15 protein-coding genes and 1 tRNA gene are annotated in these 15,493 nt (G+C 51.0%); all 16 read right to left on the bottom strand.

The genetic code is table 11. The annotated features are described in order from the left end of the window. Positions 1-144: 144 nt before the first annotated feature. Positions 145-405 carry a helix-turn-helix domain-containing protein gene (locus HUO07_RS06145; RefSeq protein WP_176302825.1) on the bottom strand — a complete coding sequence of 87 codons (261 nt, stop codon included), beginning with the start codon at positions 403-405 and terminating at the stop codon, positions 145-147. After that, the gene (locus HUO07_RS06140; protein WP_176302824.1) at positions 402-1,061 is read right to left on the bottom strand and encodes a KilA-N domain-containing protein; all 660 of its coding nucleotides are present in this window, start codon (positions 1,059-1,061) and stop codon (positions 402-404) included. The genes HUO07_RS06145 and HUO07_RS06140 overlap by 4 nt, the downstream gene beginning before the upstream one ends. Beyond that, a complete protein-coding gene (locus HUO07_RS06135; RefSeq protein ID WP_176302823.1) occupies positions 1,062-1,331 on the bottom strand; it encodes a hypothetical protein in 270 nt (89 codons plus the stop codon). Beyond that, positions 1,331-1,537 carry a helix-turn-helix transcriptional regulator gene (locus HUO07_RS06130; protein ID WP_176302822.1) on the bottom strand — a complete coding sequence of 69 codons (207 nt, stop codon included), beginning with the start codon at positions 1,535-1,537 and terminating at the stop codon, positions 1,331-1,333. Before HUO07_RS06130 ends, HUO07_RS06135 begins: the two co-directional genes overlap by 1 nt. 95 nt (positions 1,538-1,632) lie before the next feature. Then, positions 1,633-2,730 carry a hypothetical protein gene (locus tag HUO07_RS06125; protein WP_176302821.1) on the bottom strand — a complete coding sequence of 366 codons (1,098 nt, stop codon included), beginning with the start codon at positions 2,728-2,730 and terminating at the stop codon, positions 1,633-1,635. Between the two features lie 5 nt (positions 2,731-2,735). After that, positions 2,736-3,971, bottom strand: coding sequence for a tyrosine-type recombinase/integrase (locus tag HUO07_RS06120; protein WP_176302820.1), 1,236 nt, complete (start codon positions 3,969-3,971; stop codon positions 2,736-2,738). 172 nt (positions 3,972-4,143) lie between these two features. Continuing rightward, positions 4,144-4,220 (bottom strand) — tRNA-Arg (locus HUO07_RS06115). 86 nt (positions 4,221-4,306) lie between these two features. Further along, positions 4,307-5,254 (bottom strand): AEC family transporter, encoded by a 948-nt coding sequence (locus tag HUO07_RS06110; RefSeq protein WP_176302819.1) that lies wholly within the window; start codon positions 5,252-5,254, stop codon positions 4,307-4,309. Between the two features lie 116 nt (positions 5,255-5,370). After that, on the bottom strand, positions 5,371-7,290 hold the full coding sequence (locus tag HUO07_RS06105; protein ID WP_246286504.1) for a sensor domain-containing diguanylate cyclase: 1,920 nt from the start codon (positions 7,288-7,290) through the stop codon (positions 5,371-5,373). Between the two features lie 320 nt (positions 7,291-7,610). Continuing rightward, on the bottom strand, positions 7,611-9,197 hold the full coding sequence (gene pgm / locus HUO07_RS06100; protein ID WP_176302818.1) for a phosphoglucomutase (alpha-D-glucose-1,6-bisphosphate-dependent): 1,587 nt from the start codon (positions 9,195-9,197) through the stop codon (positions 7,611-7,613). 338 nt (positions 9,198-9,535) lie between these two features. Then, positions 9,536-10,627 carry a porin gene (locus HUO07_RS06095; RefSeq protein WP_176302817.1) on the bottom strand — a complete coding sequence of 364 codons (1,092 nt, stop codon included), beginning with the start codon at positions 10,625-10,627 and terminating at the stop codon, positions 9,536-9,538. Between the two features lie 260 nt (positions 10,628-10,887). Beyond that, positions 10,888-11,676, bottom strand: a complete 789-nt coding sequence (locus HUO07_RS06090) for a ProQ/FINO family protein (protein ID WP_176302816.1) — start codon at positions 11,674-11,676, stop codon at positions 10,888-10,890. Positions 11,677-11,696: 20 nt separating this feature from the next. Then, entirely contained in the window at positions 11,697-12,236 is a 540-nt protein-coding gene (locus HUO07_RS06085; RefSeq protein ID WP_176302815.1) for a dihydrofolate reductase, read from the bottom strand. Further along, positions 12,233-13,006 (bottom strand): thymidylate synthase, encoded by a 774-nt coding sequence (locus tag HUO07_RS06080; protein WP_217908805.1) that lies wholly within the window; start codon positions 13,004-13,006, stop codon positions 12,233-12,235. The genes HUO07_RS06085 and HUO07_RS06080 overlap by 4 nt, the downstream gene beginning before the upstream one ends. Positions 13,007-13,170: 164 nt before the next feature. Then, positions 13,171-13,959 carry a prolipoprotein diacylglyceryl transferase gene (gene lgt / locus HUO07_RS06075; protein WP_176302813.1) on the bottom strand — a complete coding sequence of 263 codons (789 nt, stop codon included), beginning with the start codon at positions 13,957-13,959 and terminating at the stop codon, positions 13,171-13,173. Positions 13,960-14,183: 224 nt separating this feature from the next. Then, positions 14,184-15,350 (bottom strand): response regulator, encoded by a 1,167-nt coding sequence (locus HUO07_RS06070; RefSeq protein ID WP_176302812.1) that lies wholly within the window; start codon positions 15,348-15,350, stop codon positions 14,184-14,186. Positions 15,351-15,493: the final 143 nt, after the last annotated feature.

Raw genomic sequence — 15,493 nt, 5'->3', positions numbered from 1 at the left:
TAACATACCGTATGGACGCAAAAAAAGCGCCTATTCGGTATCGGAGGGCGCCTGTGCGCCGCGTATAATACAGGTCGCCAAACCTGGCTGACGATTTTGCGCCAGCAAGATCAGCATAGCGGTTAGGCATTAGAATGGTCAACATCAAACACCACCCTTAGTACTATTGGCACCAGTAGGCAGGTAGTAGAGCGCTACACGACTATGCTTGCGGCCCCATGGGTCAATCACATCCTGGAGGTGGGTTCGTATATCGTGGCCTTTCTCACGCAGCTCACAGATACGGGCGCCGGGGCGAAGGATGTTCTCGTCTAGTATTAGCTCAAGGGTGGTAACCGGACCACGCTTTAAACGGGCCAGAATGCGTACGCGTTGGCTAGCGGAGTCAGTAGCATTGATAGTCACGCAGCACCGCCTTGCAGCTTGGGTAGTAGCTGCTCCTGTGCGTAGCGTGTCAGCTCTTGCTTGCGCTGCTGATAATTTAGGCCGCGTCCTAATAGGAAGGTGTCGCGCTGCTCGATAAGCGCCAGCAGGCGAAGCTCGGCAGGGCTTAGGCTGTCACGATCTACGCCCTTGGCTTGGCCAAAGACAGCGATGTTGATCAACCGAGCTTCATTGATGAAGTGATGGCGGGCGGCTGGCTTACCTTGGGCTTCGCGGGTGAGCTGAAGAGCATCGCACATGCCGCGGTATCCGATAGCGGCTGAGTCGCGTAGCTGCTTCCAGTCTTCAGCGCCGCCATGAATTAATCGATCAATCTGCTCGTCACACCAGATTTCAAAGTCAATTGATAGCCAACGGGCGAACGGTACGGCTAGCTTCGGATGCAACCAAGTACCACCGCCACGATCCATTCGTGCACGACTTGTTTTTACATATGTGATTTTCCCATATCTACGCTCAAGACCAAGCAAGTAAGCCTTAGTCTCGGGTAGCCGTAGCCACTGCGCAGGCTCTTTACCAAAGCGTTTTGCTGCCTCAGTAGCATTGATCCAGCCAGCAGAGTTAAAGCTATAAGCTTGACCTTCGTACTGCAGAGGGAGGACATTGGTAGCAGACATTTAAGCCACCTCCCCATCATTGCGGTAATCAGCAATAAGACGCGCGGAATACTCGTAGATTTCAGCCAAAACAAACCTTAGCGGCGCGTTCTTGCTGGTGCCTTGTTGAATAGGCTTGGGAAAACGAGCGTCCTCTTTACGGGCACGATCAAAAGAAGTGGAAGGCATCCCCAGGATGGCGCATGCCTGCCGCTTATCTATCTGAACAAACTGAGGGTCAAAGTTGTCGAGCGGGATTTTGCCTTTGGCTTTTTCGCGATTAGTTTGCATCAGGCAACTCCTTCTTGCAGGCGGCTAGCCTCAATGCGCTGCTCAATCCAAGTTTCAACCTCATTTTCTAACCACGCTACGGCGCGACCATTTGGGTTAAGCTGAATTGGGCGAGGGAATTCACCGTTTTCAATCAGTCGATAAAGCGAGCTATCGCTTAGCGTGGTACGTTTGCGTACTTCAGGACGTTTGAGAAGAATAGCCATATCATTAGCACTCATGGTTGCTTATGGGACATGGCTAATGGTGAAAGGAGGTCTTATAGAAGTAATTGTCAATTTTCGTCGTTTTTTGACAATTTTTAAGATTGTCTTTTCAAAATCTCCCGAAATTCTGGATCAGAGTCATAAAGTTCTCGCAAGGATTTTTCAAAATCCTCAGGTGTAATACTTAATTGCTCAACGAAAGGCTGCCTTATTTCATCTAAAGTTAAACCGAGCTCACCTAAAGCCTTGCTTGTTTCATTCATGAACTCATCTAAAGACACACCATGCCTATCAAAAAGTTCTGATAGCTTCTTTTTTCTTCTCTCATCATCCAAGATAGGGTCAGAAGCTATAGCGACCATTTCCTCTTTAATATCAGCCGCATACTCTAATAGACCAAGGTTATTTAAAACCTTAGAATCAATATTTTCAAAAGAATCTTGTGAAAGATTCAAGTCATCAAAAGCATTCTTTAAAATTCTTTCAGCTTCACTTTCATCAAGGAGCATATGGCCGCTAACTTTAGAATATATTTCACGACACTCTTTAAACTCTTTCGAATAATAAAATCTTTTTACTACTGATGAAGACATCCCATACGGCTTACCGGAAATTTCGAACAAATTTTCGTCAACAGGATATTTTTTAGGATCAGCCAGATGAAGATTTACAGCATCCCATGCAGCCTTAGTACGATCAGTTATTTTTCTATCTATATTCCGTTTAGGTGTTAGTTGAAGCCCTTCATTTTCACCAATAAATTGACCTTCTTTATCAGACCAAGCAGAAATCACTTTATACAAAACTTGCATATGAGCCCTTTCTAAAGGCCAATACATCCCCTCTCCCCAGTCATAAATTGCTCTTAATGCACTCATTAACCCAATTAAAGAAGGAGAGGCACCCTCGGGCAATCTCTCGCAAAGCCTTGAGCCATCTGGGTATTGGCCCGAGTAAAGGGTTAACATATCAATTCTCATACTATGAGCTGCTTCAATACATTCAAATAACTCAGAAGCATCGTGGGATGTTTTCGACTCGGCATACATCAATATAACTCTTGCCGCATCTTCTACAAAGCACTCTCGGGGATGGCCAACTTGAGATGTTGTTTCATCGCTATTCATATATTCTGTTAATCTATCAATCACAGAATTCAAATCATTGGTAATAGCAGTAAGGTTGTCATCCATATTAATTACGCCTCCTTCTGAATTGAAAGAATGTTATTTGCAGCACCAATCATCCCATATATTTCATCTGCCCACGTTTGCACCATGGCTCGCCGCGGTTCCAAATATAGGGCCTTGTTATAGGTGCTACGAATATTGCCTGTTACATGAGCTAACTGCGCCTCTATGTGATCAGCGTTATAGCCACGTTCATTCAATGCAGTGGAAAGAATATGGCGAAAACCATGCCCGGTTTGGCGACCGGCATAACCGATATGCTCCAGCGCCTTACTCACGGCCATATTGCTCATGGGTTTACGTGGATCGTTGCGATTGGGGAAGACCAGACTGAATGAACCACTACGCTGATACTGATCTCTGAGTAATGCCACGCTTTGAGGAGCTAGAGGCATTAAAATAGCTCGCCGCTTCTTAGTCCGCTCTGCTGGCAGATCCCATAGCCCGTTTTCAAGATCAAACTCTGACCATGCTGCTTGTCGCAACTCTCCAGGCCGACAGCCATTCAGCGCCAGCAGGAGCATAACAACTCTGACTTGGGGGCTGCGTGGATACTGGTCAATAGCACGCATGAGTGCAGGCACTTCTTGCTGCGTGACGTGAGCGTAGTTACTCCCCTTCCCTGATTCGATGAAACGTTCAACACCTCGTACAGGGTTGGAAGATACCCGCCCAGCAAAAGCCGCCATATCAAACGCCTCGGCTAGAGCGCGCCTGATTTTGGCACTAGTAGCGTGAATCCCCAACGCTTCCAACTTGCGGAAGAACTCAAGAATGTATGCGGGCTGTATGCGAGAGATGGGCTCATGCCCCATGGCAGGAATCAAGTGGCGTTGTATAGAGAGCCACACCTTGCGCAAAGAGTTTGCATCAACGCTCTTGGCCTTCATGCCGTGCCACTCATCCATAAGTGCAGCCACTGTTTCACGGCTGGCAGTTTGAGCTTGCTGCTCCTGAGCCTTCTTATGCTGGCGCGGCGTAGTTCCCTTGGCTATTAGCTCCTTAGTATCAGTAGCGCGCTGACGGGCTTCTTTGGGCTTAACGTCGGGATAGCTACCCAGCCCCAGCCAACTGTACTTACCATCAGGCTTGCGATAGCGCAGTTCCCAGCTTTTAGTTGCATCCGCTCTGACATACAGATACAGGCCAGCGCCATCACTAACACGGTACGCCTTATCTTCAGGCTCCAGTGCAGCTACCACCCTTTCGGCCATCGGTTTGCTGCGTATATCGGAACGTTTCATGTCCGCCTCGATGTATGCGAAGAAAGTTATTACCTAGCAGCATACACCCTCGCATACATAAAAGCATGGTGTAAGAGGGGTTAACGTGGAGTGGCTATGGGCAAGAAAAAAGCTTAACACGGCATGGTTGCTGGTTTTATGGGGTTAAGTGGGGAGACTAGAAGAAGTGATATGGCGTCCCTGGCAGGAGTCGAACCTGCGACCTGCCGCTTAGGAGGCGGCTGCTCTATCCTACTGAGCTACAGGGACTTAAGCGGAGTACAAACTTGAGGGCGCGTAGTATAACGCGTCCGGTTAGGCAGGGCCAACCGAGTTGGCCCGCTTCAACCTAATTGCTAAATCCAACCAAGCAAACGCAGGGCAAACACGCCCAGCGTGACGGTAATGCTCGCCATCAGTGTGGTAATGGCGATGATATTGGCCGCTAATGCTACATTCCCACCGATCGCTTTTACCATCACAAAGCTTGCCGCGGCCGAAGGGCTGGCAAAAAACAGGAACAGCAAACCCAGCTGTGCTCCAGAAAAGCCCACTAGCCAAGCGGCTGCCGTTGAAACAATGGGCAATATCACCATTTTCATCCAGCTAGCGCTTAGCGCCACCTGACTACTGTCACGCATGCTTGATACAGAGAGCGTAGCGCCGATACAAATCAGCGCCAACGGCAGGGTTAAGGAAGCAAAGTAATCCCCTGAAGTAATCAACCAACTGGGCAGAGGGATAGAGAGCGCTGTAAATGGCAATGCGGCAAAGACTGAAATAATCAGCGGGTTAGTAACAACATGCTTTAGCAAACTGCGCCAGTCAGTGGACTGCCCAGGCTGATAGAACGCCAGCACCACCACCGAAAGCGCGTTGTACAACACAATAACCACGCCTAATAGCAGGCTACCTGCTGAAAGGCCGTAGTTACCGTACATACCCGCTGCCAGTGCTAGCCCCACTACACCGCAATTGCCACGAAAAGCACCTTGCACGTATATACCCCGATCTTCACGCGCGACACGGTAATGCGCCCATACCCAGCTCAGCAGAAACTGCCCCAGAGTCGCCACTGCAAAAAACACCATCAGCGAAACATCTAGCGCAACGCTTAGGTCGGCTTTTATCAAGCTAAGAAAAATCAGGGTGGGCAGCGTCGCTTTAAAAACTAAGGCTGAGGCAGTTGAGACGAAAGCACTGTCGATCCATTTCAATCGCTTAAGACCCAGGCCTATAAACACCATTGCAAAAACAGGCAGCGTGATATCCAGCGTGCGAGCAAACAGTTCAATTAGGTTCACAACAGTATCTCGATCAGCCTTGATTTTAAAAACTGGCTTTTAGAATAAGTTCAGTACTTACTTATATTCTACTGTTTGGCAAGTTTTGTCGACTGGCAAGCACGTCACGGGCATAACTATTCAAACTGATCGAAAAGCTCCGTGACTTCATCATCATGACTTTGGGGCATATTGACGACCACCCCATCTCGGCCCTGATCTTTAGCCTTGTAACTCCCGGCATCGGCTCTCTCTAAAACGCTGCTTACACTGGCGTCAACTTCATCAAAGGTGGTGACGCCAATACTGAGCGTCACCATGTACTCTTTCCCTTGGTGAGTCACGGATATCTCCCCCACTGCTTGCCGCAAAGATTCCGCCACCGTCTTCGCCCGAGAAAGGGTACAACTAGGTAGCAGTACGCCAAACTCGTCACCGCCCTGACGCGCGACATGGTCGCTACGACGTACTTCCCAGGCGACCACCTGAGCAATACGACGCAGCATTTCATCGCCCAGAGCATGCCCGCCTTCATCGTTGATAGGCTTAAAATGATCTAAATCGAACAGCAACAGGGCCGAAGGCGTGCTGGTTTTTTGAAAATCGGCAAAGGCTTCTTCAAGGCGGCGCTCAAAACCTCGACGATTCAGCAAACCTGTTAGCGGGTCATGCTCCGCCTCCCAACGCTGAATAGCTTCCTGCTCCCGGCGCTCAGTTATATCTTTTACAACTCCCACCAAACCAAGGGTATGGCCATCTTGGGAAAGCATAACCACGCGAGCATGAATATCCAGCCACAGCAGCTCTTGATCGCTGCGTAAAAAGCGTAACTGACGCACAAAGTCACTGCCGGTACGTAGGCTATGGACCCACATATCCTTGGTACCGGTGATATCGTCAACGTGAATTTGAGTGAGCCATGACTCCATAGCCAGGTCAGGAGAAATATTCAGCATCTCCAGCAATGCTGGATTCATGTAAGTGATGTCACCTTTAATATTGGCGACAAACATGCCCTGCGGTGCGGCATTGAGCACTGAGTCAAGAAAGGCCTCACGCTCCTGAAGATTGCCGAGCAGCAGTTGTCGTTCCTCTTCCACCCGGTTAAAGGTGGATGCGACTTGCTGCAACTCCTGCATATTAGTGGCCAGGCTGACGTGTTCTCGGTGGCCTAGCCCTACCTCGCCGATCTGCTTTTCCAGGTGCTTAAGCGGCGAAAGCTCGCGACCTAACATCCACCACAACAGGGGCAACATCAATACTGCTAGCGACAGCCATAGCCACCAAAGTTTCTGGATGAAATTAGCCAGCGGCAATTGCGCTTGCTCAATCGGCAAATAGAAGCCAACGACCCAACCGGCAGGCCACACTTGAGCATAAGACTGTAGCGCTGTTTGGCCATCTAATAATTCGTCAACAACATCACCTTCCCAGCCATCCAAAGCAAGATCCAGTCCAGGATTAAATTCCCTGTCAGGTACGCTGGCAGTAATCAAGCTGCTATTAGGGTGATACAAAATTTTCCCGGATGCAGTAGCAACAGCCGCGTAGCCACTCTCGCCCAAGCGAACCTTGGCCAAGCGACCGAACATACCGCCTGAATCCAGGCTAAGAATGCCGCCCACGAAACCATCGAACTCACCCTGTTCAGTAAGGCGTGGGACACTGACTAACACCATAGGCATACCACTAGCTCGCCCTTGAAATGGCTCGCTAACGTAAGGCCGAAGAGTACCGCGCAGCATACGGAAGTATTCAAGCTCGGCCGTGTGGAGTCCTACTCGGCCCACAATAGCTGGCCAGTCAGCCACGACCTCTCCTTCACGATTAGCAACCACAATTCCCTCAAACCAAGCCAACAGACCATCATTCTGACGCAGCTGGTAGCTGATCCAACTCGCATCATCGGTGGCACCAATCATGTCGCTTAAGCGTTCTAATGCCTGAAAACGTTGTTCAATCTGCTGGGTCACTTCGTCGGCAAGCAGCGTAGCTTCATAACGCAGATGAGACATATTGGCCTCATGCACCATGGTTTTACCCAACTGCCACGACATGCCGAGCACCAGTGATACCACCAAAAACCAAGTAAGCGCGAGCCCCAGCAGAAGCCGGCTTTTTAATGAGCGAGAGGTGAGTGTTAGTTTCAGTGGGTTAGCCAGAGGCACTGGATAGCCTTAAATTATAAAATAACGGCAGCATTTATACCCATTTGCGGTGGTAAGTGGAGCAGTATCGCTCAATCCAATTCAACCACCAACTTAACAAAATCCCGACCCGCGCATACGTTGATACGTATCAACTATAAGCCACTTTTAAAATTAATTTAATTGTGGAGCCCTCTATTTCATGGGTAATAAAACTGGTTTCACATTAGCTACTGCAACACACCTGCTAGTAGTGCGGAGGCATTTTCGACTAGCTCGTCCAGATGCTGCTCTCCTTTGAAGCTTTCGGCATATACCTTGTAAAGTGATTCCGTGCCGCTGGGGCGAGCGGCAAACCAACCGTTTTCGGTGGTGACTTTAATACCGCCAATAGCAGCGCCGTTGCCGGGTGCGTTGACTAGCACCGCAGTAATCGGATCGCCAGCAAGCTGCTTCTCCGTTACGCTTTCTGCAGTCAGGTTTTTAAACGCAGCCTTCTCTTCTGGGGAACAGGGAGTATCCACGCGTTTATAGAAAGGCTCGCCAAAGCGCTCGGTGAGCGTGCGGTAATACTCGCTGGGCGTTTTGCCAGTAACCGACATGATTTCCGCTGCCAACAAACAGAGTACAATGCCGTCTTTATCGGTAGACCACGCTCTGCCTTCACGGGTCAGCAAGCTGGCGCCTGCGCTCTCTTCGCCGCCAAAGGCCAGCCAGCCTTCGTGCAAACCATCCACAAACCACTTAAAGCCTACCGGCACTTCATAAAGCTCGCGCTGGTGGGAAGCCACTACACGATCGATCATCGAAGACGACACCAGCGTCTTGCCAATCTTCAAGCTAGCGGCCCACTCTGGGCGATGAGTGATCAGGTAATCGATACACACGGCTAAAAAGTGATTAGGGTTCATCAAGCCATTAGCGTCAACAATTCCATGTCGGTCAGCATCCGGGTCGTTACCAAACGCTATATCGAAGCGGCCTTTAATCTTGAGCAAATTGGCCATTGCTGCAGAGCTTGAGCAATCCATACGAATTTTGCCGTCGTGATCCGGCGGCATAAACGCAAAATCAGCATCAATCGTAGTATTCGCTACTTCAAGATTGAGATGGTAGTGCGCCGCTATCGCCTGCCAGACTGGCAATGCTGTGCCCCCCATCGGGTCGACACCAAGCGCTAGGTTTGCCTTCTGAATTGCGGCTATATCCACCACCGCGCCTAATTGAGCCACATAATGAGCGGTGAAATCGTACTCCTGGGCATGGGCGATCGCCTCATCAACCGGCACGGTGGGCACATCTTCTAGCTGACGCAGAAGGTAAGCATTCGCACGCAGCTCAATCCAGCCGGTGGCGTCAGTATCCGCTGGGCCGCCGTGGTGTGGGTTGTACTTAATGCCACCATCTTCCGGCGGGTTATGCGAAGGCGTGATGATTAGGCCATCCGCGAGCGCCGGCACCGTCTGATCCTGTGGGTGATTATGATGCAAAATCGCCTGACTGATCAGCGGTGTTGCGGTGTAGCCCTGATCTTTCTCAACAAACACCGACACCCTGTTGGCGGCCAGCACCTGCAGCGCGCACTCCCAGGCGGGGCGAGAAAGCGCGTGGGTATCGAAACCCAGGAACAGCGGTCCCTGATAGCCCGCATCAATACGATAATCGACCACTGCCTGGGTGATTGCATAAATATGTGCGGCATTAAATGTACGCTCGTTGGAGCGGCCACGGTGGCCGGAGGTACCAAACGTTATGCACTCCTTAGGAACGCTAGCACTCGGCTGTTGTTCGTAGAATTCTTTTAAAATAGTTTCCATTCTTCTGATCTCCTTTTACGTAAACGAACTATCCCATCATATTTACTAGACGCTTGCACGCGCGTATGGATATCTATTATCCCTGTTATACAAGTATTACTGGTATTTAAAACAAGATCATTGACATCACAAAAAGCCAAGCACAGAAAAATGGTTGGCTTTTTTGTAAATTTTAAGTAACTGAAAAGTTATATACTTATGGAAACAGTACCGCACCCCAGGCAATTAATAGGCGAGCTGCGCTCTAATTTACACATAAAAAAACCGACCTCTAAAGAGGCCGGTTCTATTGGTTCTGCTAGGCAGTTTACCCTTTAAGTATGGTATTTAAACCAAGCTTAGAAGTGGTAACGTGCGCCAGTCAGCCAGTAAACGTCTTCTTTAAGTGCATCGATATTGTCGTCAACGCTGGATTCATCGCTGCTGAAGCTTGAATCGCCATCGGCGACTTCAACGAACACGTCAAAGTTGCTGGATACTTTGTAGTAAGAGCCTGCGGCCCATGCGTGGCGGGTCTCGTCACTATCACTGTCTACATTGTAGTAATCAGCAGTAAACGCCCAAGGGCCAGTGGTGAAGGTGCCACCCAGACCTACTTTATCATAACCGTTTTCGCCAGTAGCGCTCGGTGTATAATCGGCATTTTCATCACGAGTCTCGTAACCAAGACGCATAGAGAACTGGTCGGTAAAGTCGTATGAACCGATCAAGCCGTACAGCACTTCGTCGTTGCCGCCGCCTTCTTCAATGTCGTCTACAAAACCTAGACCAAGAGTAACGGGGCCTTGCGCGTAACGAACACCACCTTGTGCAGCTACTTCAGTACCTTGACCTGGCTCTTCAGTTACACCGGGTGCCGCTTCAACACCACGGTCGCTATAGTGCTTGCCCTGCAAGAAGACGGTGAAACCGCTCAGGTCAGGCGTGTAGTAACCGATCGAGTCACCACGTGACTGTTTCGGGTGACCAGCGAATTCTAAACCACGGTCGATGTAAACATAGAACGGCAGAGAAACGAACTGGTTGTAGAAGGAGTCAAAGTTACCACCCTGGAAAGTACCGAACTGGTCGCTTTGCAGACCGAGGTAGCTCTGACGAACTTCTTTAAAGCCGGTGTTGCCGTTGCCGCTAGGACCGGTACGCTCATCACCGTCGAAACGCCACTCTAAACGACCGAAAGCAGTCAAGTCGCGAGAAACTTCGTGGCTCATGCGTAGACCAAGGCGAGAATAAACATCAACAAAGTCAGCATCGGTATTAATACGATTACCGTCGCTATTATACTCAGGGCCGCCACCGGCGATACCCATAGCGATACGGCCATAGACGTCCAGCTTGGTGCCGTCTTGGTCATAAACAGTTGCAGCTTGGGCTGCAGCTGAGGCGCCCAGGGCGCCAACGATAGCAGTCGCTAAAAGTGTTTTTTTCATGATGTAAGTTCCTTAACTCGTATACTGTTTCGATCGTTGCTGCTCGGCTCTTGATGAGACGGCAGATGGCTTGCGGGCCATGCTCTTTTCCCATCCTCCGTTTTTCCGGAGGTATGCGGCATGTCCTCAACTAAGCCTTGTTATAGTCCAATGCTCGCAGGACAAACTCTATACCGGGATTCCAGGGAACGCAATAGAAAAAAACAGTGTTTTCTTACTATTTATGCTTTTTTATGGAACCCTAGCCTTTCGGCTTGGTCTCAGCGGCCTTTGAATTTCTGCTGCAAGCCGAGCAATTTGTCTTCTAGGCTAAGCGGCTTATGCGATTCGCTTTTTTCCCTCTCGGCCTGCTCTACCAACACTTCACGCGGCTTTGTGGCCACAGCCTTCGGTTTGGTTTGCGCTTTTTTAGGCGATTCGCTCTCTTTCTTTTCGCCGCGTTTTTCTGATGCATGCTGCGCTGCCTCTTTATCAACCTTACCGGCAGGCTGGCCGTCTAAATCTACCCGCTCAGCTCCCGTGCGCACTGCTTTTATATAGCGGGGAAGGTTTACGTAGTTGGCCAGTGCACGCCGAATAAGCTTATTGGGCCACTCTTCGCGCTCCGCCAGGTCTTGGTGAATACCTACTTTGAGCGGTTTGGTATGGCCCTTAAAGAACGCGTTCGGATAGCGTTCATACCATTGATTGAGCAGTGTATGCGGCGAAGGTGTTGGGGCGGATTCAGCTGTTTGAACTGTTTGTGCTATTTCGGCAGGCCCATCTTGTTCGTTATGCTCTGGTACAGCTTGTGGAGCGGACGCTGCTGGTTCAGAGATTGCCTGGTCAGACGCTTCGCTCTTAGTGACCATTGGTTCAGGAGCACCTTCGCTGTGGGATTCAGCGGTGGCCGCCCTCTCCTGGCCTGGCTCGCTTGGCTCTGGAGCATTTTGCAGCGCCAACTGCTGCTTTAGCCGCTGGTTTTCTTCGCGCAGGGCTTGCAGCTCAGCTTGTGTGCGTTCAAGACGCGCTTCTAAGTCATCTAAAATATTCATTAAGCTGGCGGCCATAACCTTCTCCTTTGACCTTTTCAGTCGGCGATGCGCTCGTAGACCACAAAATCGTAGTTTGGCTGCCCTTCTGCTGGCTGCCCCGCTACGCGCTGTACTTCTTGCCACTCGCTGGGTTCGAAGTCAGGAAACGTGGCGTCGCCCTCTACCTCTACATCGACTTCCGTTATGTAAAGCCGCTGAGCGAAGGGTAATGCCTGGCGGTAAATTTCTCCGCCCCCCATGACCATAATTTCTTCCGCCGCTTCTATGGTGGCGTGTTGGTCAGCTAGCGCCAATGCTGCCGGCAGGTCGTGGCAAACGCGCACGCCTTCCTCGCTGAACTCGGGATTTCGAGTAACGACGACGTTCAGCCGATTCGGCAGCGGCTTGCCAATAGAGGCATAGGTTTTCCGGCCCATGACCAAGGGCTTGGCCTGGGTAATACGTTTGAAGAACTTGAGATCTTCCGGCAGGTACCAGGGTAGCTTGCCCTCGACACCAATCACTCGGTTTTTTGCCATGGCCACGATCATTGCTACTGGCACCAGGGAATCGAAGCTATCGCTTGCGTGACTCATACCGCGACCTCGGCTTTGATGTGTGGGTGCGCTTCGTATCCTTCGATCTGAATGTCTTCAAAGCGGAACGCGAACAGGTCATCAACGTCTGGGTTGAGCACGAGCGTTGGCGCAGCGTTGGGCGTACGCGTGAGCTGCTCTTTGGCCTGCTCTAAATGGTTACTGTATAAGTGCGCATCGCCGAGGGTGTGGATAAACTCACCCGGCTGCAGCCCCGTCACCTGTGCCACCATGGTCAGCAGTAGTGCGTAACTGGCAATATTGAACGGCACGCCGAGGAAGATATCGGCACTGCGCTGATAGAGCTGGCACGACAGCTTTCCATTGGCAACGTAAAACTGAAACAGGCAGTGGCACGGCGGCAACTGCATTTCATCGACCTGAGCCGGATTCCAGGCAGACACGATCAGGCGGCGCGACTGCGGCGAGGTACGAATTTGGTTCAGCACCTTGGCAATTTGGTCAACGCTGCCGCCTTTAGGATCAGGCCAACTACGCCACTGATAGCCATAAACGGGGCCTAGATCACCGTTTTCATCTGCCCAATCGTCCCAAATCCGCACGCCGTTCTCTTTTAGATAGGCGATGTTGGTGTCGCCTTTGAGAAACCATAAGAGCTCATGAATGATCGAGCGCAGGTGCAGCTTTTTGGTCGTCAGCAGCGGAAAGCCACGAGAGAGGTCAAAGCGCATTTGGTGGCCAAACACGGAGCGAGTGCCCACACCTGTGCGGTCATGGCGATCGATGCCATGCTCCAGAACGGTTTGCATCAAATCTAAATAGGGTTGCTCGAGCGCGGGCGTTGGTGCAGTCACAGAATTTCCAAATTAACAGGCGGTGTAGCGTTTTATTCTAGGGGGTGAGGTGAAGAGGGGCAATGCGAAGATTGCCCCTCTTTTTATCACGCTGGTTGAATGCTGGATGCTGACGTGCTTTATGACCTCACGTCCACCGGCTTAGAGCGCGACCAGGCGATGATGATAAGGCCCAGCGCGATCATGGGAAGAGTGAGCAGCATCCCCATCGTGACCCAACCAAAAGCAATAAAACCTATATGTGCATCAGGCATGCGGACGAACTCGACCATAAAGCGGAATACGCCGTAACAGACTAAGAACAGCCCGGATAAAAAGCCGCGCGATGTGGGCTTGGCGGAGACCCACCAGAGAATGGCGAACAACACGACACCTTCTAACAACGCCTCATAGAGCGCTGATGGGTGGCGTGGTTCAGGCCCCATACCGGGGAACGGCATGCCCCAAGGCAGCGAGGTCACGCGGCCCGGTAGCTCATGATTAATAAAGTTACCGATGCGCCCGGCTCCTAAGCCAATCGGCACTAACGGGGCGATAAAATCGGTGAGTGTTAGAAATGCCAGCTGTTTACGCCGTGCAAATATCCAGGCGGCCAGCAACACACCGAGTAGACCGCCGTGAAAGCTCATGCCGCCATCCCATACGCGGAATATCCAGAGTGGATCGGCGGTCCACTGCCCTAGCCCGTAGAATAGCGCATAACCTAGGCGCCCACCGGCGACCACGCCAATGGCACAGTAGAAGAGCAAATCGCCAATATCGTCATTATTGAGGCCAATCCGCGATGCCCGACGGCAACCCAGCCACCATGCTGCGACAAAACCTACGACATACATCAGGCCATACCAATGAACTTGTAGCGGCCCTAAGGAGATCGCCACCGGGTCAATCGTCGGGTAATTAATCATTTACACTCTCTACTCTGACCAAAGGGAATTTTCACTCACGAATCACTAAAGCGCCTACACCATTAGCTAGCGAGCAAGTTTAACTCCTAAGCGGGCAAATGGAACGCTGGTGACAACAATACTGAAAAACGCAAACCATATCTCAACGCCAGCTCCTTACTCCGAGCGACCGCTGCTAGTGTTCATTGATCGAACGCGACGACGAAGGTCATTCAGGACGATGGTCATGCAGGAGGTGTCGGTTTAAGCGTGCCAGGAAACCAATGGCTAATCATGCTGAGAAGAGTTTCAGGTTGGTACGGTTTGGCAAGCAGGTCATCCATACCGGCGGTTAGGCAGGCATCACGCCCAGCGTTGTCAACGTTGGCTGTCAGCGCAACCAGCACGCTTTGGCTACCGCTATGGGTGCGCTCATATTCACGCCAGCGCCGGGTGGTCTCAAGCCCATCCAAGGTGGGCATAAAAATGTCCATAAACACCAGGTCGAAAAAGGCGCCTTGCTGGCGCTCAAGCGCCTGTTCACCGCTACTCACACCTTCTACTTGAAGACCCTGGGTTTCCAGCATTTGCCGTGCCAGCATCAAATTCACCGGCCCATCATCAACCACCAGCACACGTAAATTATCACTTCCCTTCGCCATGCCTTCTTCAGCAGTGTGCTGAACAAGGTTAGCTAATAGCGCGCGAATATCTGACAGCCGCTCGCGCACATCCATAATATTTTGCCGACAACTATCGGTAATATCGTTTTCGGCCATTGCATTTAAGTGTTCAAACAGACTGTCAGTTTCACGCTGGAGCAGTATTAGATAACCTGACTTTAAACGTGACTCTTCCCGCGCCCTGTCACGCCCCGCCATTAAGTGTTTGAGCTGCCGCTGCTGATGTTGAAGGTCGTCCAGTAGCGTTTGTTCATGCTCATGCTGTGTGTTTTTAGTGGCGGCATTAGCTACTTGCGAGTAGTGGATGCGGCGTTTAAGCCCGGCTAGCATTTCGTTAACATTGGCCAGGCGCTGCAGGGGAAGATGAGTTTCGTCGGACGCATCCGACGGGGAGCATTGTTGCTCGAGCTGCGAACGTTCAGCGGTGGCGCACAGTATCTGACTGTGCCGTTCAAGCTCGCCGAGCTCTTGCATGAAACGAATGTCATTACGTCGACCACGCGCTTTGAGCAGCATTAAAAAGGCGCCGACATTCAAACTGCTACCGATGAGCAGGGCGGCCATTAACCATAGCAGAGTGCTCCAGGAGGCGTAACTTGGCGACACCCACCAGACCATTGCACCAACTACTAGGCAGAGCACAATCAGTGCCGCTTGCAAAAGCAGCAGCGGCCACAACAGCGGCCACACAATGGCGTTCCAAAAGTGCTCCCTTTGATAGCGCTGCATGATCTCGCCTTCCTCTTGGCCGAATGGCCGCTGATAACGTGACCGCTGTTTAACCGCTGAGACACCTGCCACTATGACGGCACTCACACCCTTTGGGTGATGATTTATACTACGAACATGATACTGATAGCAGTGTACGTCTA

Origin of the sequence: Vreelandella maris (assembly GCF_013371085.1) — a bacterium.
Lineage (GTDB): Bacteria > Pseudomonadota > Gammaproteobacteria > Pseudomonadales > Halomonadaceae > Vreelandella > Vreelandella maris.
The sequence above is the reverse complement of the archived record's forward strand: the minus strand, read 5'-3'. Positions and strand labels throughout refer to the sequence as shown.

Bases quoted from the DNA above. Each gene is read 5' to 3' on its own strand.
- lgt (WP_176302813.1), bottom strand. From the start codon at position 13,959: ATGATTAATTACCCGACGATTGACCCGGTGGCGATCTCCTTAGGGCCG.
- pgm (WP_176302818.1), bottom strand. From the start codon at position 9,197: ATGGAAACTATTTTAAAAGAATTCTACGAACAACAGCCGAGTGCTAGC.
- HUO07_RS06125 (WP_176302821.1), bottom strand. From the start codon at position 2,730: ATGGATGACAACCTTACTGCTATTACCAATGATTTGAATTCTGTGATT.
- HUO07_RS06105 (WP_246286504.1), bottom strand. From the start codon at position 7,290: ATGTCGTGGCAGTTGGGTAAAACCATGGTGCATGAGGCCAATATGTCT.
- HUO07_RS06080 (WP_217908805.1), bottom strand. From the start codon at position 13,006: ATGCAAACCGTTCTGGAGCATGGCATCGATCGCCATGACCGCACAGGT.
- HUO07_RS06095 (WP_176302817.1), bottom strand. From the start codon at position 10,627: ATGAAAAAAACACTTTTAGCGACTGCTATCGTTGGCGCCCTGGGCGCC.
- HUO07_RS06140 (WP_176302824.1), bottom strand. From the start codon at position 1,061: ATGTCTGCTACCAATGTCCTCCCTCTGCAGTACGAAGGTCAAGCTTAT.
- HUO07_RS06130 (WP_176302822.1), bottom strand. From the start codon at position 1,537: ATGGCTATTCTTCTCAAACGTCCTGAAGTACGCAAACGTACCACGCTA.
- HUO07_RS06090 (WP_176302816.1), bottom strand. From the start codon at position 11,676: ATGGCCGCCAGCTTAATGAATATTTTAGATGACTTAGAAGCGCGTCTT.
- HUO07_RS06085 (WP_176302815.1), bottom strand. From the start codon at position 12,236: ATGAGTCACGCAAGCGATAGCTTCGATTCCCTGGTGCCAGTAGCAATG.
- HUO07_RS06070 (WP_176302812.1), bottom strand. From the start codon at position 15,350: ATGCAGCGCTATCAAAGGGAGCACTTTTGGAACGCCATTGTGTGGCCG.
- HUO07_RS06120 (WP_176302820.1), bottom strand. From the start codon at position 3,971: ATGAAACGTTCCGATATACGCAGCAAACCGATGGCCGAAAGGGTGGTA.
- HUO07_RS06135 (WP_176302823.1), bottom strand. From the start codon at position 1,331: ATGCAAACTAATCGCGAAAAAGCCAAAGGCAAAATCCCGCTCGACAAC.